The 20096-nt window shown below is 36.4% G+C and carries 21 protein-coding genes; 12 read left to right on the top strand and 9 right to left on the bottom strand.

Going from position 1 to position 20096, the window contains the following annotated elements:
- Genes hemE through hemA form a run of 4 tightly spaced genes read right to left on the bottom strand, consistent with a single transcriptional unit; the run spans position 1 to position 3830 of the window.
- Positions 1-1026 (bottom strand): uroporphyrinogen decarboxylase, encoded by a 1026-nt coding sequence (hemE, locus tag ZA07_RS05335; RefSeq protein WP_053970692.1) that lies wholly within the window; start codon positions 1024-1026, stop codon positions 1-3.
- Positions 1023-1670, bottom strand: coding sequence for a uroporphyrinogen-III synthase (locus ZA07_RS05330; protein WP_053970691.1), 648 nt, complete (start codon positions 1668-1670; stop codon positions 1023-1025). Before ZA07_RS05330 ends, hemE begins: the two co-directional genes overlap by 4 nt.
- A complete protein-coding gene (hemC, locus tag ZA07_RS05325) occupies positions 1667-2578 on the bottom strand; it encodes a hydroxymethylbilane synthase (RefSeq protein ID WP_053970690.1) in 912 nt (303 codons plus the stop codon). Before hemC ends, ZA07_RS05330 begins: the two co-directional genes overlap by 4 nt.
- Complete coding sequence (hemA, locus tag ZA07_RS05320) at positions 2571-3830, bottom strand: glutamyl-tRNA reductase (protein ID WP_053970689.1); 1260 nt, start codon at positions 3828-3830, stop codon at positions 2571-2573. Before hemA ends, hemC begins: the two co-directional genes overlap by 8 nt.
- A 189-nt stretch (positions 3831-4019) precedes the next feature.
- Between hemA and ZA07_RS05315 the strand changes: the two genes are divergently transcribed.
- From ZA07_RS05315 to ZA07_RS05280, 8 genes are all read left to right on the top strand, one after another.
- On the top strand, positions 4020-4919 hold the full coding sequence (locus ZA07_RS05315) for a helix-turn-helix transcriptional regulator (RefSeq protein ID WP_053970688.1): 900 nt from the start codon (positions 4020-4022) through the stop codon (positions 4917-4919).
- Positions 4920-4932: 13 nt separating this feature from the next.
- The gene (locus ZA07_RS05310) at positions 4933-5631 is read left to right on the top strand and encodes a ThuA domain-containing protein (protein WP_053972054.1); all 699 of its coding nucleotides are present in this window, start codon (positions 4933-4935) and stop codon (positions 5629-5631) included.
- Between the two features lie 12 nt (positions 5632-5643).
- Positions 5644-6672 carry a ferrochelatase gene (gene hemH / locus ZA07_RS05305; protein WP_053970687.1) on the top strand — a complete coding sequence of 343 codons (1029 nt, stop codon included), beginning with the start codon at positions 5644-5646 and terminating at the stop codon, positions 6670-6672.
- Positions 6673-6676: 4 nt separating this feature from the next.
- Positions 6677-8038: an MATE family efflux transporter gene (locus tag ZA07_RS05300; RefSeq protein WP_053970686.1), complete on the top strand. Its 1362-nt coding sequence runs from the start codon at positions 6677-6679 to the stop codon at positions 8036-8038.
- Between the two features lie 2 nt (positions 8039-8040).
- Positions 8041-8589, top strand: coding sequence for a CopD family protein (locus tag ZA07_RS05295; RefSeq protein WP_053970685.1), 549 nt, complete (start codon positions 8041-8043; stop codon positions 8587-8589).
- Positions 8590-8639: 50 nt separating this feature from the next.
- Entirely contained in the window at positions 8640-10100 is a 1461-nt protein-coding gene (locus tag ZA07_RS05290; protein ID WP_053970684.1) for an ATP-binding protein, read from the top strand.
- Between the two features lie 3 nt (positions 10101-10103).
- Positions 10104-10886, top strand: coding sequence for an enoyl-CoA hydratase/isomerase family protein (locus tag ZA07_RS05285; protein ID WP_053970683.1), 783 nt, complete (start codon positions 10104-10106; stop codon positions 10884-10886).
- 110 nt (positions 10887-10996) lie between these two features.
- Positions 10997-12070 carry a PA0069 family radical SAM protein gene (locus ZA07_RS05280; RefSeq protein WP_053970682.1) on the top strand — a complete coding sequence of 358 codons (1074 nt, stop codon included), beginning with the start codon at positions 10997-10999 and terminating at the stop codon, positions 12068-12070.
- A gap of 81 nt (positions 12071-12151) precedes the next feature.
- Here ZA07_RS05280 and ZA07_RS05275 read toward each other — a convergent pair whose 3' ends face one another.
- The gene (locus ZA07_RS05275; RefSeq protein WP_053970681.1) at positions 12152-12751 is read right to left on the bottom strand and encodes a hypothetical protein; all 600 of its coding nucleotides are present in this window, start codon (positions 12749-12751) and stop codon (positions 12152-12154) included.
- Between the two features lie 207 nt (positions 12752-12958).
- On the opposite strand from ZA07_RS05275, the gene ZA07_RS05270 reads away from it, so the two are divergent.
- Positions 12959-13843: an AraC family transcriptional regulator gene (locus ZA07_RS05270; RefSeq protein WP_053970680.1), complete on the top strand. Its 885-nt coding sequence runs from the start codon at positions 12959-12961 to the stop codon at positions 13841-13843.
- On the opposite strand, the gene ZA07_RS05265 is transcribed toward ZA07_RS05270, so the two are convergent.
- The 4 genes from ZA07_RS05265 to ZA07_RS05250 all read right to left on the bottom strand — a co-directional run bounded on the left by ZA07_RS05265 (position 13840) and on the right by ZA07_RS05250 (position 16736).
- A complete protein-coding gene (locus ZA07_RS05265) occupies positions 13840-14490 on the bottom strand; it encodes an HD domain-containing protein (RefSeq protein ID WP_231628634.1) in 651 nt (216 codons plus the stop codon). The genes ZA07_RS05270 and ZA07_RS05265 overlap by 4 nt on opposite strands.
- Before the next feature lie 14 nt (positions 14491-14504).
- Positions 14505-15497, bottom strand: a complete 993-nt coding sequence (locus tag ZA07_RS05260) for an acyl-ACP desaturase (protein WP_053970678.1) — start codon at positions 15495-15497, stop codon at positions 14505-14507.
- Between the two features lie 12 nt (positions 15498-15509).
- Positions 15510-16247: a 1-acyl-sn-glycerol-3-phosphate acyltransferase gene (locus ZA07_RS05255; RefSeq protein ID WP_053970677.1), complete on the bottom strand. Its 738-nt coding sequence runs from the start codon at positions 16245-16247 to the stop codon at positions 15510-15512.
- Between the two features lie 78 nt (positions 16248-16325).
- Positions 16326-16736 (bottom strand): BrxA/BrxB family bacilliredoxin, encoded by a 411-nt coding sequence (locus ZA07_RS05250; protein ID WP_053970676.1) that lies wholly within the window; start codon positions 16734-16736, stop codon positions 16326-16328.
- 117 nt (positions 16737-16853) lie between these two features.
- Here ZA07_RS05250 and ZA07_RS05245 point away from each other — a divergent pair, with 117 nt between their 5' ends.
- From ZA07_RS05245 to ZA07_RS05235, 3 genes are all read left to right on the top strand, one after another.
- The gene (locus ZA07_RS05245; RefSeq protein WP_053970675.1) at positions 16854-17642 is read left to right on the top strand and encodes a TerB family tellurite resistance protein; all 789 of its coding nucleotides are present in this window, start codon (positions 16854-16856) and stop codon (positions 17640-17642) included.
- Between the two features lie 61 nt (positions 17643-17703).
- Positions 17704-18243, top strand: a complete 540-nt coding sequence (locus ZA07_RS05240; RefSeq protein ID WP_053970674.1) for an RNA polymerase sigma factor — start codon at positions 17704-17706, stop codon at positions 18241-18243.
- Between the two features lie 10 nt (positions 18244-18253).
- Entirely contained in the window at positions 18254-20050 is a 1797-nt protein-coding gene (locus ZA07_RS05235; RefSeq protein WP_053970673.1) for a hypothetical protein, read from the top strand.
- Positions 20051-20096 lie beyond the last annotated feature (46 nt).

The following is a 20096-nucleotide window of genomic DNA, read 5'->3' as shown; positions in this document are numbered from 1 at the left end:
CTATACGGTATATTCTTTTACCGCATCAACAAAGGCTTTAGCATGATCCAATGGAATGTTAGGTAAAATACCGTGTCCTAAATTTACGATATATCTGTCTTTACCAAACTCATTAATCATTTGGTGGACCATCCTTTTTATTTCTGCAGGTGGTGAAAGTAATCTAGCGGGATCAAAGTTTCCTTGAAGTGTGATTTTACCCCCTGTTAGATAACGTGCGTTTTGTGCAGAGCAAGTCCAGTCAATCCCCAAAGCAGAGGCATTACTTTTTGACATTTCATGCAATGCAAACCAACAACCTTTACCAAAAGCAATAACTGGTGCATCATCCTTTAAAGCCTCAATGATTTGGTTAATATAAGGCCATGAAAATTCCTGATAGTCTACGGGAGATAACATGCCTCCCCAAGAATCAAATACTTGTACAGCGTTGACTCCTGCTTTTACTTTCTCCTTTAAATAGATAATTGTAGTATCAGTAATTTTTTGAAGTAACTGATGTGCTGCTATTGGATTTGTAAAACAAAATTCTTTAGCCTTATCAAAAGTTTTGCTGCCTTGACCTTGCACACAATAACATAGAATGGTCCAAGGGGAACCTGCAAAACCTATTAAAGGAATCTCCTCATTCAATAATTCTTTAGTAGCCTTAATAGCTTGAAAAACATAGTCTAGCGTTTCATTTACGTCTGGAATTATGACCTGATCTACATCCTTTTGACTTCTGATTGGATTGGGCAAGTAAGGACCAAAATTAGGTTTCATTTGGACCTCAATATTCATGGCTTGCGGTATAACAAGAATGTCACTGAAAAGAATAGCAGCATCCATTCCATATCTTCTGATGGGTTGAACGGTTATTTCGCTGGCTAATTCAGGAGTTTGACATCTAGTGAAAAAATCATATTTTTCCCTAATCGCCATGAATTCTGGTAAATATCTGCCTGCTTGTCTCATCATCCAAACCGGTGGCCTTTCTACAGTTTCTCCTTTAAGTGCTCTTAAGAATAAATCGTTTTTAATCATTTTTGTTTTGAGTATTTAACTACCTGTTGCAATACATGTTCAATGGTTGGTTTACTGGCAGTATGAATGTTGTTTGTAAAAGTTTTGGCAGCTTGAGCGGTAGTGTTTCCAATACAAAAAACAGCCTGATCCTTTAATTTATTTTGATTTGTAAAGCTTTCGATACCACTCGGACTAAAGAACAAGATAGCATCAAATGCCTCATTTACTTTTTGAAAATTTAAAGACGTTTTATAGACTTCAACTTCATTAATCTTGATGTTTTGAGCCATTAAGATACTTGGTAAATCATCTCGCCTTAAGTTGTTGCAAAAGTACCAAAACTGCTCATTATTTAGGTTTTTAGATATAAAATGAGCTAAATCTGAAGCGTTTTGCTTCATTTTGTTCACATTTTGGCCATTTTCTTCTAAAAAGGATTTGGTTTTTTCACCAACACAATAACAGTTTCTAATTAGAATTTTTTTATCAATAACCGCTTTGGCGGCATTTTGACTGGTTATAATGGCATTATCTGCAATAATATCTTCATCAAAAGGTAAAAAATCAATTTGAATGGAAGAGTATTCAATTAATTCGATAGAGGCATCTTTCAGAATCTGTTTTTGATCCTGAGTCAATATTTTGGTTGAAAGTACTTTCATGATAGCTCCTTCTTGATGCTTTGCATCAAATTATAACCTCCATTTTCTAAAACTTCCAGAGCACAGGCTTTTCCAAAGCCCGTGTAATTATCCAAAGCTATGGTTCTTTCTATGCTTATTTTGTCCTTCCCATCAAGAGATAATAGCACGCCTTTAAAATCAATTTGGTCATGGTTTATTTTGGCAATAGCGCCAATGGGTGCCGTACACCCGCCTTCCAAGACTTTAAGGAACTCTCTTTCAATACCTACACAAATTTGGGTTTCTTGATGATTGAGTTTGGAAACGGCCTCAATGGAAAACTCATCTGAATCCATACAAACAACCAACATGGCTCCTTGTGCTGGTGCTGGAATCATCCAATCCAGGGAAATATGGTTTTCAGGTAAGATTTCAATACGCTCAAGGCCCGCCTTTGCAAAAATTGCTCCATCCCAATCGGATTCTTCAAGTTTTTGAAGTCGAGTGATCACGTTACCTCTCAAGCCAGTTACTTCGTGGTTAGGGTATTTATGAAGCCATTGAGCTTTTCTCCTTAAGCTTCCCGTAGCTATTGTGCCTTTAGATTCCAGAAAATCCAACTTCTTATAAACTAAGATGTCTTCTATGTTAGCGCGTTTTAATACGGCCCCTTCAATAATGCCATTTGGAAGTCTGGTTGGAACATCTTTCATGGAGTGCACTGCAATATCGACATCACCTTGAATCATGGCAATATCCAATGTTTTTGTAAAAACTCCGGTAATCCCCAATTCATAAAGAGGTTTATCCAATATGAGGTCACCCTGGGATTTCACAGGGACCAATTCGGTGCGGTATCCTAATTGTTGAAGGTTATTTTGAACGGTTTCAGCTTGCCAAAGCGCTAATTTGCTATCGCGAGTGCCGATTCTAATTATTTTAGACATGCCCTGTATCTTCTAATTGAAATACTTTTTTAATCCAGTCGAGGCTTTCGTCGGTAGACATGGCGTCTTCCTTTAGATAATGAGCAAAGTGATTGGTTATTTTTTGTATAATATTATTGCCGATAATTTCAGCCTGCTCTTCGTTGAAATTTACAAATTTTTTCCTTTGGTTTTCCAATTCGGCAGCTTTAAAATCATTGAGTTTCAATTTTAAAGCTTTAATAGTAGGAGCAAATTTCCTAGTGTTGAGCCATAGATTGAAATCAGCTTTAATCTCCTCAATGATGGTCTCGGCAACGGGGATATGACTTTTACGCTTCTCAAGTGTCTCATCTGTAATTTTTGCTAAATCATCTAAATGTACCAACGTCACGTGATCCAATTCAGTGACATCTACGTTGACGTTTTTTGGAATGGATAAATCTAAAATTAATAGAGGCTTTTTGATTTGAAGGATGCTTTTATCAACTGTCGGATTTTGAGCACCAGTAGCAACTACCAAAATATCTGCACTTTGAATTTCTTCTTGCAGTTGGTTGATGTCTTTTACCAATAGATTAAACTTGCCGGCAATTTCTTCAGCCTTTGTTTTTGTTCTATTGATTAAGGTAATGTGTTCATTTTTGGTATGCTTTACCAAATTTTCACATGTGTTTCTACCTATTTTCCCTGTTCCGTAGAGTAAAATGTTTTTGGCGCTCACTTCAGGAACATTGTTCATGATGTATTGAACGGAGGCAAAAGATACCGATGTAGCTCCTGAAGATAAGTCTGTTTCGGTTTTAATGCGCTTACTAGCCTGAATAATGGCGTTGACCAAACGTTCTAAAAAGGCATTCAGCATGCCCAATTTTTTAGATCGTTTAGCGCTTATTTTTAACTGACTGATAATCTCAAAATCACCAAGGATTTGACTGTCTAGTCCCGAACCCATTCTGAACATATGGGAAACGGCATCATTGTTTTTATAGATATAGGCAACTTCTTGAAAGGTTTCAATAGAGCCTTTAGTATTATCACAAAGTAATTTTATGAGCTGGTAAGGATGTTCGGCAAATCCAAACAATTCGGTTCTGTTACAAGTGGAAACAGCTATGAGGCTGTCAAGGCCATTCTCTTTGGCTTGTTCTAAAACTAATTGCTTCCCAGTTTCGTCCAAACTGAAAAGACCTCTAGTTTCGGCATCGGCTTTTTTGTAACTTAAACCAATGGCATAAAATGATGTGGTTTTCGAAATGTTGTTGTATTCCATACCTGACTTGGAAATTCAATGGACAAAAATAGAAGGCTGGTCAAAAAAAAAATAACGCTTAAGGAACTTTTATTGTCGCTATTGGTTTTTTAGAGTCAATTTGGACATAAAGCAGTGAAAAGTTATACTTTTGTGGACTGTATAGGGTATTACAGAATATCTGTTTAGAATAATTCTAAATAAAAGAAAATGGAAGCTAATTTAAATACAGAAAAAAATACCGCTAAAGGGTCGTTCACTGAGGTGGAAGTAGATTCTGATTTTTTAGTGCTCACTTATCAAAATGACACTGCAGAAAAACAAATCGTTGAACGTGAGATTGATAGTAGTTTTATCCAGTTTCATTTTTGTGTTAAAGGTGAATGTCAATTTATGTTTAATCAAGGAAGATATGCCTTAAATATTCCTGATGAAAAGTCCTTGTTGCTTTACAATCCAGAAAGGGATTTACCAATACATTTAGAATTGAATCCAAGTTCGTGGCTTATATCCTTAATTATTTCTATTAAGAAGTTTCACGGATTGTTCTCTCAAGAAGCAGATTACATTACTTTTTTAAGTGCGGATAATCGTGATAAAAAGTACTACAAAGATGGTATTATTACTCCGTCCATGGCCATTGTTTTAAATCAACTTATCAATTACAATCTAAATAGTAATATAAAGCATCTCTATTTTAAAGGTAAGGCCTATGAACTTTTAAGTTTGTATTTTCACCGCAGCGAAGATGCTAATATTGAACAATGCCCATTTCTAGTAGATGAAACCAATGTGCAAAAGCTGAGAATGGCCAAAGATATTATGATTACAAGGATGGCTGAGCCACCAACTTTACAAGAGTTATCTGAAGAAATTGGGTTGAGTTTGAAAAAATTGAAAGAAGGCTTTAAAGAAATCTATGGCGATTCCGTTTTTAGCTTTTTGTTTGATTACAAGATGGAATATGCTAGAAAACTATTAGAATCTGGAGAGCATAATGTCAATGAAGTGGGTTTAAAAGTGGGATATAGTACAGCCAGCCACTTTATTTCGGCATTTAAGAAGAAATATGGTACAACACCTAAAAAATATATTCAATCCATTGTTTAGTGTAATTTTCAGAATGGGTTTCCTGTTTCTGATATTTGGATTGCTTTTATCGTGTAGTAAAAATGATCGTGTTTTAGTCTTTTCTAAGACGGTTGGTTTCAGGCATGAGTCCATAGAAACCGGTGTACAGGCCATTAAGCAGTTAGGAAAAGAAAATGAATTTGAGGTGGTACATACCAAAGATTCAAAAATATTCTCCCCAGACACACTAAAGGATTTCGATTTGGTCATTTTTTTAAATACAACTGGGGATGTACTCAATTCCGAACAAGAAATTAGTTTTAAGAATTACATAAACAAGGGTGGCGCTTTTATGGGAATACATTCTGCAGCAGATACTGAATATGATTGGCCTTGGTACGGTGATTTGGTCGGGGCTTATTTTTTAAATCACCCAGAACAATCAGAAGCCAAAATTAGAGTTGTTGAGCCTAGTCATCAGGCTTGCCAACATCTTTCAAAAGAGTGGGTTAGATTTGATGAATGGTATAATTATAAGCGTATAAAAAACGATATACAGGTTATCATGGAATTGGATGAATCATCCTATATTGGTGGAGAAAATGGAACCCACCATCCCATTGCTTGGTATCAAAAATTTGATGGTGGCAGGTCATTTTACACGGGATGTGGCCATACCAAGGAATCTTATCTAGAAAAAGAGTTTTTAGGCCATTTACTTGGTGGTATTCAATATTGTTTAAAAAAATAGAATAGAATATAGATGAAAAAAGGCGTATTGTTGGTCAATTTAGGCTCTCCAGATAGCCCGAATCCAAAGGATGTAAAGACCTATTTGGATGAATTTTTAATGGATGAACGTGTTATAGATGTGCCATACCTATTGCGTAGCTTTATTGTTCGTGGGATTATTTTAAACACACGACCCAAAGCTTCAGCAGCGGCTTACCAAAAAATATGGTGGGAAGAAGGTTCTCCGCTTATTGTAATTTCCGAAAGATTACAGGAAAAGATTCAAAAGCAAATCGATTTTCCCGTGGCATTGGCTATGAGATATGGAAGCATGACAATCAAAAAAGGTCTTCAGGAGTTGGTTGATCAAGGTGTAGACGAAGTATTGATGATTCCGTTATATCCTCAGTTTGCCATGGCAACTACAGAAACCATTCTTGTTAAAGCTGAAGAGGTTAGAAAGGCATTTTTTCCGAATTTAAGCATAACGGATTTACCAGCCTTTTATAATGATTCTGATTATATTGATGTGCTTTCAAACAGTATTGCTAGACATCTGCAAGGTCAATCTTATGATCACGTTTTGTTTTCTTACCATGGCATCCCTGAGCGACACATTAAAAAGAGTGATATTACCAAATCACATTGTAAAATTGATGGTAGCTGTTGTGCGACTGCTTCAAAAGCGCACCAATTCTGCTACAGACATCAATGTTTTGAAGTAACAAGACTTGTGGCTGAAAAACTCAATTTGAAGGAAGGCGCCTTTTCCACATCATTCCAATCTCGATTAGGATTTGATCCATGGTTACAACCCTATACCGATAGAACGATTGAAAGGTTAGGGAAAAATGGTGTAAAAAACTTAGCTATCGTAACGCCTGCGTTTGTTAGTGATTGTTTAGAAACCTTAGAAGAAATAGCCATGGAAGGTCAGGAAATTTTCCATGAAGTAGGAGGTAAGAATTACACCACAGTGCCTTGTTTGAATGATGACCAAGAATGGGTAAATTTGTTGACCAAATGGATAAACCATTGGGGCCAATCTGTAACATCTTAAATTTATGTCCAAAGTAACATCAGATGATTTAGGCACACAGCCAATAAGTAAATTATTGGTGAAGCAAGCGGTTCCAGCTTCCATAGGTATCTTGGTGATGTCCCTGAATATCTTGGTGGATACCATTTTTGTTGGAAATTGGATTGGATCTATTGCCATTGCGGCTATCAACGTTGTGTTACCAGTTTCCTTTTTTATTGCCGCACTAGGGATGAGTATTGGTGTAGGGGGATCTTCCATAATCTCTCGGGCTTTGGGTGCAAAAAATAAAGAGAAGGCCCTCCAAACCTTCGGGAATCAATTGTCGTTAACCATAACTTTTACAGTCGTTTTGGCTGTTTTGGGACTTTATTTTGTAGACACCATGATACCAGCTTTTGGAGGGAAAGGCGATATTTTTGGTCCAGCAAAGATTTATTATATCATCGTGTTGTATGGGGTGCCCTTTTTGGCACTTTGTATGATGGGGAATACGGTTATTAGAGCAGAGGGCAAGCCTAAATTTGCCATGTACGCCATGTTGATACCATCAATTGGAAATTTAATCTTGGATTACGTTTTCATCAATTTGATGGATTGGGGAATGGCAGGTGCTGCTTGGGCAACTACAGGATCATATTTGTTGTGTTTCCTATTTATAGTTTGGTATTTCAAGTCCAATCATTCTGAATTGAAATTGAGTTTCCATCATTTGTTTCTTAAAAAAGATATTGTTAAAGAAATAGGGTCATTGGGTTTTGTCACCCTTGCTCGACAAGCGGTTGTGAGTATTACCTATCTATTTATGAATAATATTCTTTTCAATTTGGGCGGGGAGTTATCCGTAACGGCTTATGCTATTGTTGGAAGAATGCTCATGTTTGCCTTGTTTCCTGTTTTTGGTATTACGCAGGGATTCTTGCCAATTGCGGGATATAATTATGGCGCGTCTGAATATGCTCGAGTTCGCGAATCGATTAATACAGCAATTAAATATGCCATTATCTTGGCCAGTATCATTTTTGTGTTGCTGATGGTTTTTCCAGATTACATTACCAGATTGTTTACTGATGATGAGGAAGTTCTAAAAGAAACGCCTTCTGCTATGCGTTGGGTGTTTGCGGCAACTCCTATTATTGCCATCCAGCTAATAGGTGCTGCCTACTTTCAGGCCATAGGTAAAGCCATTCCGGCACTTTTATTAACCTTGACTAGGCAAGGATTTTTCTTTATTCCACTTATTCTTATTTTACCTATTTTCTTAGGGGAAAGAGGTGTATGGATATCCTTTCCTATTTCTGATGTTTTATCAACCATTGTTACGGCCTATTTTTTGAATAAGGAGGTGAGAAAACATTTAATTGGTCAACCTATTCAATCAAATTAACTGTGGAATATTATAACTACATAAAATCATTACACCTCATTTTTGTGATTACTTGGTTTGCTGGTCTTTTTTATATTCCTAGACTGTTTGTCTACCAAATTGAGGCTTCTCACAAACCATCTCCCGAAAAGGAAATTTTGGGGGATCAATTAAGATTGATGGCCAAAAGGCTATGGAATATTATTACTTGGCCATCTGCTATTCTAGCTACTATTTTTGCGGTTTGGCTATTAATTTTACAACCTTTTTGGTTACAGCAACCTTGGATGCATGTGAAGTTGCTGTTTGTGGTGCTCCTGATAATTTATCATCTAAAAACCCACCAGTTTTTCAAGCAGCTACAGAGAGGAGAGGTAAAAAAAACTTCGAATTTTATGCGACTTTGGAACGAAGGGGCCACCTTTATTCTATTTGCTGTAGTCTTTTTGGTTATTCTGAAAAGTGCGATCAATTGGGTGTTTGGTCTCGTTGGTTTAATAGTTCTTGGAATATTAATCATGCTTGGATTTAGGGTTTACAAGAATATAAGAAGTAAAAATCCAAACGCTTAAATTTGGTGTGATAATTGTTACCTTTAGGTCAATCCAATAGATTTCTTTAAATGCAGCTTAGAAGATTTTCGTTTCGTTACCGCATCTTTATAGCCATGATTTTTTTGGTGCTTTTAGCCTCCATTGTCATTGCGGTGGTAACAGTTTATCAATATAACGAAGAAGCTCAGGACTATCATAAGGACCGACTAGAAAGTAAGGAAGCCAATATTAAAGAACACATTGATTATGTGATCAATGAGACAACCTACGAAGTCAAAACTGAGAAAATACCTAATATTTTCAGGTATAATGATAAGATTTATGAAATTGCTGCCATTCATAGGCTAACGATTAATTTATATGATCTGGAAGGAGGCTTTTTGATTTCTTCAAAAGCCAGCATGCCCAACGATTCTATTCCAAAATGTCTCGATGCTGAGATTTTAAACCAATTGGCCAATACAGCTGAACATCGATATGTCATTAAAAGTATGGAAGACGGTCAGATAAAGCAGGCTTCTTTTTCCTATATCACAGATCGTAAGTTTAAACCTCTGGCCATTTTGCATATCCCCTACCTGGGAGATGATAACTTTCTAAACAAAGAGTTGGAAGATTTCTTGATTAAGTTGGGAATTGCCTATTTGTTTATGCTTTTCATTGCAGTAGGATTGGCCTACTTATTGTCCAAATACATCACAAAATCCTTGAAAACCATTAGTGATAAAATCAAGGAAACAAGACTAGAAAAGCGAAACAAAAAGATCAACATTGAGTCACCAAGTGAGGAAATAGAATTATTGGTGTCTTCATATAACAGCATGATTGACGAACTGGAGGATAGTGCGGTTAAGTTGGCCACAAGTGAGCGGGAACAAGCGTGGAGGGAAATGGCAAAACAAGTAGCTCATGAGATAAAAAACCCCTTGACACCCATGCGGCTGAGCGTGCAGAGTTTCCAAAGGAAATTTGATCCTCAAGATCCAGAAATCTTCAATAAGGTCAATGAATATTCAAAAACCTTGATTCAGCAAATTGATACTATGAGCTCTATTGCCGAGGCATTTTCAAATTTTGCTAAGATGCCTGCGCAAAAAAGTGAAACCCTTAATGTTGTAGAAATTACCAAATTGGCTTTAGATATTTTTAGTGAGGACTTTATCCATTTCAGCTCGGATAAAGAACAAATCACTGCCAAGTTTGATAGAACACAGCTTATAAGGGTCATTACCAATTTGGTTAAAAACGGTATCCAAGCGATTCCTGAAGATCAAGAGCCCAAAAATATTGTGGTTCATGTTTTTGAAGAAGCATCAAACGTGGTTATTTCTGTGGCTGATAATGGGCAAGGAATTTCAGAAGAAAACAAAGAAAAAATCTTTGAACCTAAATTTACTACCAAAACGAGTGGGATGGGACTTGGCCTGGCTATGGTTAAAAACATCGTGGAAACTTACCATGGAAGTATTACCTTTACATCTATTAAAGATAAAGGGACCACTTTTAGGGTATCCTTTCCAAAAGAATAAATTATGTCTTACAACAATATTATTGCCGATTTTGATAACGGAATTACTACCATTACCATTAATCGTCCGAAAAAACTAAACGCATTAAATAAAGAAACCATTGCCGAACTTCACGAAGCTTTCAAGGAGGCAGATCAAGATATTGATGTTAAAGTCATTATCATTACAGGTAGTGGTGAAAAGGCTTTTGTAGCGGGAGCCGATATTAGTGAGTTTGCCCATTTTGATGTCAACGAGGGAAAGCTTTTAGCGGCTAAAGGGCAAGAGTTATTGTTTGACTTCGTAGCTCATTTGTCAACACCTGTGATAGCTGCTGTTAATGGTTTTGCCTTAGGTGGTGGATTGGAATTAGCTATGTCATGCCATATTAGAGTTGCTAGTGACAACGCCCGAATGGGATTGCCTGAAACTTCTTTGGGTGTGATTCCTGGTTACGGTGGAACCCAAAGACTACCGCAATTGATTGGAAAAGGTAGGGCGATGGAGCTTATTATGACCGCTGGTATGATAGACGCCAATACGGCACTGGGATATGGTTTGGTAAACCACGTGTCTAGCCAAGAGGAGTTATTGCCTTTAGCTCAAAAAATAGCAGGAAAAATCATGAAAAATTCTTCAGTTGCTATTGCTTCAGCAATTAAGGCTATCAATGGCAATTATGAAGATGGTGTTAATGGTTTTGAACTCGAAATCAATGAATTTGGAAACTGTTTTGGAACAGAAGATTTCGGTGAAGGAACCACAGCATTTTTAGAAAAACGACCTGCTGATTTTCCTGGAAAATAGGAAGGCAGAGTCCATTGTGGATAACTTCAAAATCCTTTAACATTATTGGAGTCTAATAATTGATAGCTTTAAAAAGATTTCCTGTGTAAATTTCTTTTTTAACCAGTATTATGGATTCCAAAACTGCAATCAAAGGGCGTGGTGCCCAAATGAATGTCGCCAATCGGTTTTTTGAACTGAATCATGAAGTTCGGGCAGATTTTTTGGAGTATTGTGCTAAGGAAGGGGAAGAGGCTGATAAAAACAAGACCCTTTTTTTAGAAGTTTTTCCAAAAACCATAGTCAATAAAGTGGATAGTCCCGATGTAGGGATGTCTTATTCCATGAATATCTATCAAGGTTGTGAACACGGCTGTGTTTATTGCTATGCAAGAAATTCTCATGAATACTGGGGTTATGATGCGGCCCTTGATTTTGAAAGGCGAATTATGGTTAAAAAGAACGCGCCTAAACTTTTGGAATCTTTTTTATCAAAAAAATCTTGGAAGGCTTATCCCATTGTCATGTCTGGTAATACAGATTGTTATCAACCAGCCGAAAAACAATTTGAATTGACCCGACAGTGTTTGGAAGTTTTTTTAAAATTTAAGCATCCTGTGGGAATTATAACTAAAAACAGTTTGATTTTAAGGGATTTGGATTTATTAAAAGAGCTAAACAAGTACCAGCTGATTCAAGTCAATATGTCCATTACCTCGTTGTCTGAGGAAACCAGACGCATTTTAGAACCTCGAACGACAACTATTCAAAAGCGATTGGATACGGTTCGAATACTTAGCGATGCAGGTATTCCCGTGAATGTGATGATAGCTCCTGTCATCCCATCTATAAATAGTCATGAAATTTTACCATTGGCAAAAAAGATTTCAGAGTATGGAGCACAATCAATTGGACATACAGTGGTTAGGTTGAATGGTGCTATTGGTGAAATTTTCACAGATTGGATCAAAAAGACTCTGCCAGATCGCGCCGAAAAGGTTTTGCATCAAATTGAAAGCTGTCATGGAGGGACTTTGAATGAAAGTAGATATGGTGTCAGAATGAAGGGCGAAGGAAAAATTGCAGAGCAAATAGGAATAGCCATGGGTTTGGCCAAAAGAAAATATTTCAAGGATAGAGCTTTGACGCCTTTAAACACGTCTATGCATGAGGTACATAAAAATGGTCAGTTAAGGCTGTTTTAAAATAAAAAAACCCCGATCCTTCGGGGTTTTTACTCAAAATCAATAAGCGTTTCACACACTAATTTAAATTCAAAAACAGACTTATAAACTAAATTTTTCGATGTATTCGTGTCCTTCTGAATACATAACTAATTTGTAGTTTCCTTTTTCATTTTTAGAAAGTTTCAAAATTCTCTCCAAGATAATGTCGTTTGATAGTTTTTCAGAATAAACCAATTCATTGTTCTTGCCATTCCCGTCATAATAAAGCTCTATTTTAAGAGGTTCCTTTTTAAGGGACAACTGAGAAATAAACACTTTCTCTTCTTCAATTCTAACTATTGGTTTATGGAATTGGCTTTCTTCTTTGTCGTGGAATGTTACCTCTTGAAAAGTGACTGTAAATGGTTTGGTCTTTATTTCAATGTCTTTTTCCAATTCAAAATAGTACTCTCCTGAAGGAAGTAAAGAAAGATCAAATTTTTTCTCGTAAGTACCCGACAAAAGAATTTTCTCAAGATAGATAACTTCATTATCGTTATCCTTTAAGGTTAATGTTGCACCTTTTTTAACATCTTTAAAGGTCACATAGGTTTCTTTTACGGCTCTTTTTTTAGCCAATGGCGGAAAATCATTTCCGAAGCTTAAGAAGGTAGTAAATACGGCTACCAATATTAAGCTGTTTTTAAGTACTTTTTTCATAACAGTGAGATTTATGGGTTTCACATGGGGCAAATTTAGAGGCTAAATGAGCAGATAAAAACAACAGTTTTTTCAAATTTATATGCTAAATTAACATCAATAAATAAACGAAAACGTTGTAGGGTTAAAATAGTATATATAGTTGTTAAAAAACCATATTTTTGCAGTTCGAGTAAATTTTAATTTTGCAGCGAAAGGAGATCTGAAATGAAAATAAAGGCTACATACGAAAAGGTTACAACAGGTTTTGGTAACTCTATTTTGGTAAGGCATCATACCGAAGCCATTAATGATGTGATTAAAAAGAGTAATGGAAAATGGCATTTTCACCCAGAGATTGAGCTGGTTTATGTCAATAAAGGGAAAGGGAAGCGTCATATTGGAAACCACCTGTCTTATTTTAACAATAGTCAGTTAATGCTTTTAGGTTCAAATTTACCGCACTATGGGTTTACAGATCGTTTGACCAGTAATGGTTCTGAAACCATTATTCAATTCAAACCTGATTTTTTGGGGGACTTGTTTTTTGATAAACCTGAAATGACCAATATCAAGCAGTTATTGGAACGAGCAAAGCAGGGTATTTTATTTAAACCTGAAACAAAAAAGGAAGTGGGGCCTAAGATACAAAGTCTAGTTACCTTTGAAGGTTTTGAAAGAATCATCAAGCTATTGGAAATACTCAATGAACTGGGGCTTTCCAAAGATTACACTCTTTTGAACGTGGATGGGTTTGCTTTTGAGACAGAACCTAAGGACAATGAAAAGCTAAATATCATTTTCAAATTCATCAACAACAACTTCAAAAGAGCCATCTCCTTAGAGGAAATTGCAGATAAGGTGAGTATGACTGAACCAGCATTTTGTAGGTATTTGAAAAAGGCAACAGGGAAAACCTTTACGAGACTGGTCAATGAGTATCGCGTAGTGCACGCAACCAAGTTATTAAACGAAAGTCAGCTGAGTATTACTGATGTTTGTTTTGAAAGTGGTTTTAATAACTTCTCACACTTCAATAAACTGTTTAAGGAAATTACGGGAAAGAGCGCCTCCAAATATCGCGCAGAAATTAAACACATTATTCAGTACTAAACCGTACCATTCCATTCGGAATAAAATTGGTTGAGGTAATCAACCATAAAATCATGTCGCTTTTGAGCCAGTTTTTTTCCTGTTTCCGTATTCATACGGTCTTTGAGAAGTAAAAGCTTTTCATAGAAATGGTTGATAGTTGGAGCTTCAGATTTTTTATAAGCTTCCTTGGTCATATTGAGTTGAGGTTTTACTTCAGGATCATAAATTTTCCTGTTTTTAAACCCACCATAATTAAAGGTTCTGGCAATTCCTATGGCCCCGATAGCATCCAGGCGGTCAGCATCCTGAACAACTTCCAACTCTGCTGAATGAAAATTGGGATGAAAATTTCCTCCTTTAAACGAAATGTTCTTGATAATTTGAACAATATGATCAATATAGGTTTGATCTAAATGTAAGGTCCTGAGAAAGTTTTCAGCTTTTTCAGGACCTATAGATTCATTGCCATCGTGAAATTTACTGTCGGCAATGTCATGAAGTAATGCAGACAAGGCAACAATTAAATGATTGACATTTTCGGTTTTGGCTATCAAGAGGCTGTTTTTATATACACGCTCGATGTGAAACCAATCGTGGCCTCCTTCGGCATGTTGTAATTCCTGCTTTACAAACGCTTCAGTTTTTTTTATAAGCTCTTGTTCCAAAAAGAAAGAGATGTTTAGCTTTTTAATGCAGCTGGTTCAACCCATTTAAACTGATAAGGTTCATTTGGGATTTTCATGCGTTCAGCCAATCGGGTTAATCTAGCTGGTAGGTTCATAAGATAGTCCCTAGCTTTTTCAGCTTCATCGTTGAGGTTTCCAATTTTATCAATTTCCCAGCGTACAAGAAGTTTTTCCAAAATGTCAACGTAATCTTTAGAGGTGTAAACACCCAAACGTTGTGCTGTATTAGAAAATTCTTCAAAAGCTTGACCAATGCTTTGCCCAGTTTCTCTTAAGAAATGAGCTGGCATAGTAATTTTTAACTTCATCATGTGGTGGAAAGCCAACATCATGTTGCTAGGATCCACCTTAAAAATACGTTCTACAAACTCACAATAGGCATTGTGGTGTCTCATTTCGTCACCTGAGATGATTTTACACATTCTGGACAGCTTAATATTGCCTTTTTTCTTGGCAATTTGAGCGACTCGATTATGTGAAATATAGGTGGCCAATTCTTGAAAACTGGTATAAAGGAAATTTTTATAAGGATCTCGATCGGTTCCAATGTCAAATCCGTCAGCAATTAGGTATTGTGTTGTTTTTTCAACTTCCTTCATGTTGACTCTTCCTGAGAGATATAAATATTTGTTCAACACATCACCATGGCGGTTTTCTTCAGCGGTCCAATGGCGTACCCATTTAGACCACGAATTTCTGCCCACTTGGTCTACACCTTCTACATCCATCAACCAGGATTCATAGGTAGGCAAAGCCTCTTCGGTGATCATATCTCCAACAAGTACCACCCAAAAGTCATAGGGTAATTCTTTTGAGAGTTCTCTAATTTCTTCCACTTCGTTCAAGAAGGAGTCTTTTTCTGAGTTTGGCAGAAAATCGGTAGGTTGCCAAATGCTATCTATGGGGATAAGATATTTTTCGATGAGTGAATCCACGTCTTTTTCCAAGAACTGCATCACTTCCAGTCTTACATTTTTTAAAGACATAATTATGAGGTTTTAGTATTGAATTCCAGAGGTAATGGTTTCTTCTATTGTAGAAACCAAATTCTCCCTATTTTCAAAGGTAGCCAATTTAATGGGCTTATGAACGGTTAAAGAGATTTTTGCACCCAATCCCATAGGGAATTTCCCATATTTTAACGTTTTCCAGGAGTTATTAATGGTGATGGGCACAATGGTTGCAGATGGTATTTTTTTGAATAACATCTCCAAGCCTTTGGTTTGAAATTTTTTAGGAGTTCCATCTTTGCTTCTAGTTCCTTCTGGGAAAATCACCGCAGCCCGATTGTTGCTCTCGATATACTCCCCAAATTTCATAATGGCAGGAATAGATTGCCTTGGATTTTTTCGGTCGATCAAAACAGAGCCACCATGTCTTAAATTATAGGACACACTGGGAATTCCTTTTCCCAATTCAATCTTACTGATGAATTTTGGATGATGTTTTCTCATATGCCATAAAATGGGAGAAATATCATACATGCTTTGGTGGTTGGCGACAATGATTAGAGGTTGGTTGGTATCAATGTCATAGTCGTTATGAAACGTATAAGTAGTTCCTAAAACATTCATGGAGCGCATCAGAAAAAACTGCAACCAATCAACGCTTATTTTATGCGCTTGATAACCAAAAACATTAAAGCAGACCCATTGAATGGGATGAAAAACAATTAAGGTCAGCCCAAAAAACAGAAAGTATAAAACAGTTAAGGGATAAGCTAGTATTTTTTGCATGGGCCAAAGTTAGTCCAAAATTGGAAACAAAAAAAAGCCACATATCAATGTGGCTTTAATTTTTTTTAGATTTTAAATCTAGCAATGCTCGTTGTAGGCATCCATTAAGTTGTCAGCAATCATTTCTGCTGGTCTTCCTTCAATGTGATGACGCTCTAGCATATGAACCAATTCACCATCCTTAAACAAGGCCATACTAGGAGAGCTTGGAGGGAAAGGAATCATATATTCTCTAGCTTTAGTTGTTGCATCTTTATCTACACCTGCAAAAACGGTCACCAAATGATCAGGCGTTTTAGCATTTTGCAAACTCATTCTTGCCCCAGGACGTGCGTTTGCTGCCGCACAACCACAAACAGAGTTGACTACTACCAATGTAGTTCCCTCTTTGGCTATAGCAGCATCAACAGCTTCTACAGTATGCAATTCCTCAAACCCAACATTGGTTAAATCTTCGCGCATTGGTTTTACTAATTCTGCTGGATACATATATTTAATTTTTTATGATTAATAATTGTGGGGCAAAGATACCAATTGTGTAATAAATGGCAGAAGCATTCTACTAACAAATAGTATATTTACCTATAAATTAAATTGATAGTTTCCATGAGTATTTCAAAATGGCTTGGAGCTGCTTTGGGTTGGTCTTTTGGCGGACCTATAGGAGCAATTATTGGATTGGCCTTGGGGTCGGTTGTAGATTCGATGGCAGATGGTGATGGATTTCCCTATTTGGGAGAAGGGGAGCCCAGAAAAAGAGAACGACCTAGATACCGCAAAATGCCTAATTATGAAAGGGAAGCCCAACCTAAAACTACCTCCGGAGATTTTGAGGTGAGTTTATTGATTTTGGCATCTGTAGTGATTAAGGCTGATAACCATCAAGATCAAAGAGAGCTGAATTTTGTGCGTCAATATTTTGCTAACATGTATGGTAAGGAACGGGCAAACCACGCCTTTAAGCTGTTTAAAAATATTAACCAACAAGATATTTCTACAAGACAGGTCTGTATGCAAATTCAACGGATGATGGATCATCCCTCCAGACTTCAACTCATTCACTTTTTATTTGGTATTGCTAAAGCCGATGAACATGTCACCGAGGCTGAAGTCAAGCAAATCTATACCATTTCTGGTTATTTAGGGGTGAGCTCTAGAGATTTTGAAAGCATTAAGGAGATGTTTTATAACAGTGTGAACCATGCCTATAAAATCTTGGAAATTGATAAAAATGCTTCTGTAGAAGAGATAAAAGCCGCATATAGAAAAATGGCCAAAAAATACCATCCCGATCGGGTGGCCCATTTAGGGAAGGAGCACCAAGAAGGAGCCGAAGAGAAATTTAGGCAGGTACAACAGGCTTACGAACAACTTCAAAAAGAAAAAGGATTTTAAAAAAATGGATATTTAAAGGAGACCTTTTGTCTATTTGACCATTAATAAGAAAAACAACCTTATGAATGATAAAAAGATATTGGCTCTTTTTAAAAATGGTCAAGAGGAGAAAGCCTTTCTAAAACTTTACGCCCTTTACCCTAGGATTGAGAAGCTTATTTTGTCTAAAGGAGGCACTAAAAATGATGCTCAAGATGTGTTTCAAGAAGCACTAATCATCTTGCATCGCAATTTAGAAAAGACAAATTTCAAACTTATTTCTTCATTTTACACTTATTTATATTCTGTATCACGTTTTGTTTGGAAGGATATCCAAAAGGGATATTCAAAACAGGAGCTTATGGATTTTTCAAAGGAAGAAACCGAAATGTTCCAAGATGTTTTGGAGGAAAGGAAATACAAATTAGCAGAGAAAGCATTCTCTGAATTAGGAAATCGATGTCGGCAATTGCTGCAACTGTTTTACTTGAAAGATTGGTCTTTTAAAGTTATTGCAACACATATGCAGTTCAAATCTGAAAAAATTGCCAAGAATCAAAAGTATAAATGCCTTAAGAAAGTTAAGAGCATTTATGAAACTTTAATTACCAATCATTCTTAATTCAGAAACCATGGAAAAATTCACAAAAAATATAGATGCCATTGAAGCTTATTTGAAAGAGCAGCTTAGTTATGAGGAGGCATTAAGTTTTGAACAAGACTTGGAATCAGATGTTGATTTTCAAAATGATTTTGCTTTTCATAAAGCATTCTTAGGTGGAGTGAAAAGGACATCGTTAAAAAAAGATATTCAACAAGCTAGGAAGTTATATACGACAAAGAGGTATTTTAAGATCGGAATTTTAATTACGGCTGTATTAGTTGGGTTTTTGTTGGTCTATTTGTTGGTTCTAAAAACGAATGATAACAATAGCCAAGATTCACAACTGCCAAAAAAGGAACTACCCAGTAAAGCGATTATAGTTCCGCCAGTAAGTATAGATTCTATTTTAAATGATACCATAATAGATAGGAAAGAAGATATTCCTGTGGAAAAAAAGAGTCTTAAAGGCAATAAGCATATTTCAAATGCTAAAGATTCTGTTGAAAGTAGCCATGTAGATTGGCCAGTTAAAAATGCGGTTCACTTTGTTTTACTGTCTGAAAAGGACACAATTTTAAAGCTTCCCGAGGGGACCCAAATTAAAATTAAAGCCAATTCCTTTAAGAATTCTAAAGGATTAAAGGTTCAAGGCGTTGTTGATTTTAGGGTTACGGAATATTACAAAATATCTGATATGCTGTTGGCAAATTTATCAACAACCTCAGAAGGCGAAATTCTGGAAACTGGAGGCATGTTGTTTGTTGAGGCTTTAAAAGAAGGTGAAAATTTAGAACTTGATCAATCCATAGAAATAAGTTTTCCGTGTAAAAAGAAGGAAAAGGATATGCAGTTGTTTACAGGAGAGTGGTCAGATTCTGAGGTTAATTGGGTATTGGTAGAGGAGGAAGATGAATTGGAAAATCTGGAAGTCATGGAGCCAGTTTCAGAGATATTTGAAGAGGCTTATGTTGAAGTCCCGTTTAACCTGGTTGAGCAGCCCCCTGTTTTTCCTGGATGTCAAGAAGAAGGAAGGGAGGCTTTAATATCTTGCTTCAATGAGAAAATGAAGGCCTTCTTTTTAGAGAAGTTTAATTTAAGTATTGCTGAAGAGTTAAAATTTACTGGGAAATTTTCTGTAAAGGTATTTTTTAAAATAGATGCAGAGGGAAATGTTTTTAATGTGTATGCTCATGCACCGGATAAAAAATTAGGTAAAGAGGCGCTAAGAGTGGCTCACCTTTTACCGCAAATGAGTCCGGCAAAACAGCGAGACAAGGAGGTTGTGGTTCCTTATTTTATTCCTTTGGAGTTTAAATTTCCGGGTAAAACGCGGTCAAGACGTACCTTTCGAGTTGCAGATGACTCGCTGTATGTTCAAAGTTTTGATCGCAAATGGATGGAACAAGATAGTATCAAAGCATCAGGAAAATCATCGGTCTCAAGCAGTGAGATTCTTCAATATGTGATGGCAACCTCAAAATTGGGTTGGATTAATTGTGATCGCTTTGTAAAAAGTCAAAAGGAAAAAGTAAAATATAAATTCAAATTAAAGAATGCCGACGGAAGCAAGGTTAGTTTGGTTTTTAAGTCGATAAAATCCATTCTTCGTGGCAAATCAAACAATAACTATTTTGATTTTGGTGAGTTGCCAAAGGAGGAGGAAGTTATGTTGGTGGTCATTAGGAAAGTGGGAGATACTTTTTATTTAGGATTGAAAGAGGAATTGGTTAGGGATATATCTGAGATGGAGTTGGATTTTAAGGAATTAGATAGCGCTAGTTTGAAACAAGAATTAGAAAAGCTAAATACATACTTAGAGGAATAAACATGAGAATATTGAGGCCTTAAATTTCGGTTTTTTTGAGATAAAT

The sequence above is a fragment of the Mangrovimonas sp. ST2L15 genome, assembly GCF_001280515.1.
Taxonomy (GTDB): domain Bacteria; phylum Bacteroidota; class Bacteroidia; order Flavobacteriales; family Flavobacteriaceae; genus Mangrovimonas; species Mangrovimonas futianensis.
Note: the sequence above shows the minus strand (reverse complement) of the source record. Positions and strands in the feature narration are given on the sequence as shown.

Bases quoted from the DNA above. Each gene is read 5' to 3' on its own strand.
- hemE (WP_053970692.1), bottom strand. From the start codon at position 1,026: ATGATTAAAAACGATTTATTCTTAAGAGCACTTAAAGGAGAAACTGTA.
- ZA07_RS05330 (WP_053970691.1), bottom strand. From the start codon at position 1,670: ATGAAAGTACTTTCAACCAAAATATTGACTCAGGATCAAAAACAGATT.
- hemC (WP_053970690.1), bottom strand. From the start codon at position 2,578: ATGTCTAAAATAATTAGAATCGGCACTCGCGATAGCAAATTAGCGCTT.
- hemA (WP_053970689.1), bottom strand. From the start codon at position 3,830: ATGGAATACAACAACATTTCGAAAACCACATCATTTTATGCCATTGGT.
- ZA07_RS05315 (WP_053970688.1), top strand. From the start codon at position 4,020: ATGGAAGCTAATTTAAATACAGAAAAAAATACCGCTAAAGGGTCGTTC.
- ZA07_RS05310 (WP_053972054.1), top strand. From the start codon at position 4,933: ATGGGTTTCCTGTTTCTGATATTTGGATTGCTTTTATCGTGTAGTAAA.
- hemH (WP_053970687.1), top strand. From the start codon at position 5,644: ATGAAAAAAGGCGTATTGTTGGTCAATTTAGGCTCTCCAGATAGCCCG.
- ZA07_RS05300 (WP_053970686.1), top strand. From the start codon at position 6,677: ATGTCCAAAGTAACATCAGATGATTTAGGCACACAGCCAATAAGTAAA.
- ZA07_RS05290 (WP_053970684.1), top strand. From the start codon at position 8,640: ATGCAGCTTAGAAGATTTTCGTTTCGTTACCGCATCTTTATAGCCATG.
- ZA07_RS05285 (WP_053970683.1), top strand. From the start codon at position 10,104: ATGTCTTACAACAATATTATTGCCGATTTTGATAACGGAATTACTACC.
- ZA07_RS05280 (WP_053970682.1), top strand. From the start codon at position 10,997: ATGGATTCCAAAACTGCAATCAAAGGGCGTGGTGCCCAAATGAATGTC.
- ZA07_RS05275 (WP_053970681.1), bottom strand. From the start codon at position 12,751: ATGAAAAAAGTACTTAAAAACAGCTTAATATTGGTAGCCGTATTTACT.
- ZA07_RS05270 (WP_053970680.1), top strand. From the start codon at position 12,959: ATGAAAATAAAGGCTACATACGAAAAGGTTACAACAGGTTTTGGTAAC.
- ZA07_RS05260 (WP_053970678.1), bottom strand. From the start codon at position 15,497: ATGTCTTTAAAAAATGTAAGACTGGAAGTGATGCAGTTCTTGGAAAAA.
- ZA07_RS05255 (WP_053970677.1), bottom strand. From the start codon at position 16,247: ATGCAAAAAATACTAGCTTATCCCTTAACTGTTTTATACTTTCTGTTT.
- ZA07_RS05250 (WP_053970676.1), bottom strand. From the start codon at position 16,736: ATGTATCCAGCAGAATTAGTAAAACCAATGCGCGAAGATTTAACCAAT.
- ZA07_RS05245 (WP_053970675.1), top strand. From the start codon at position 16,854: ATGAGTATTTCAAAATGGCTTGGAGCTGCTTTGGGTTGGTCTTTTGGC.
- ZA07_RS05240 (WP_053970674.1), top strand. From the start codon at position 17,704: ATGAATGATAAAAAGATATTGGCTCTTTTTAAAAATGGTCAAGAGGAG.
- ZA07_RS05235 (WP_053970673.1), top strand. From the start codon at position 18,254: ATGGAAAAATTCACAAAAAATATAGATGCCATTGAAGCTTATTTGAAA.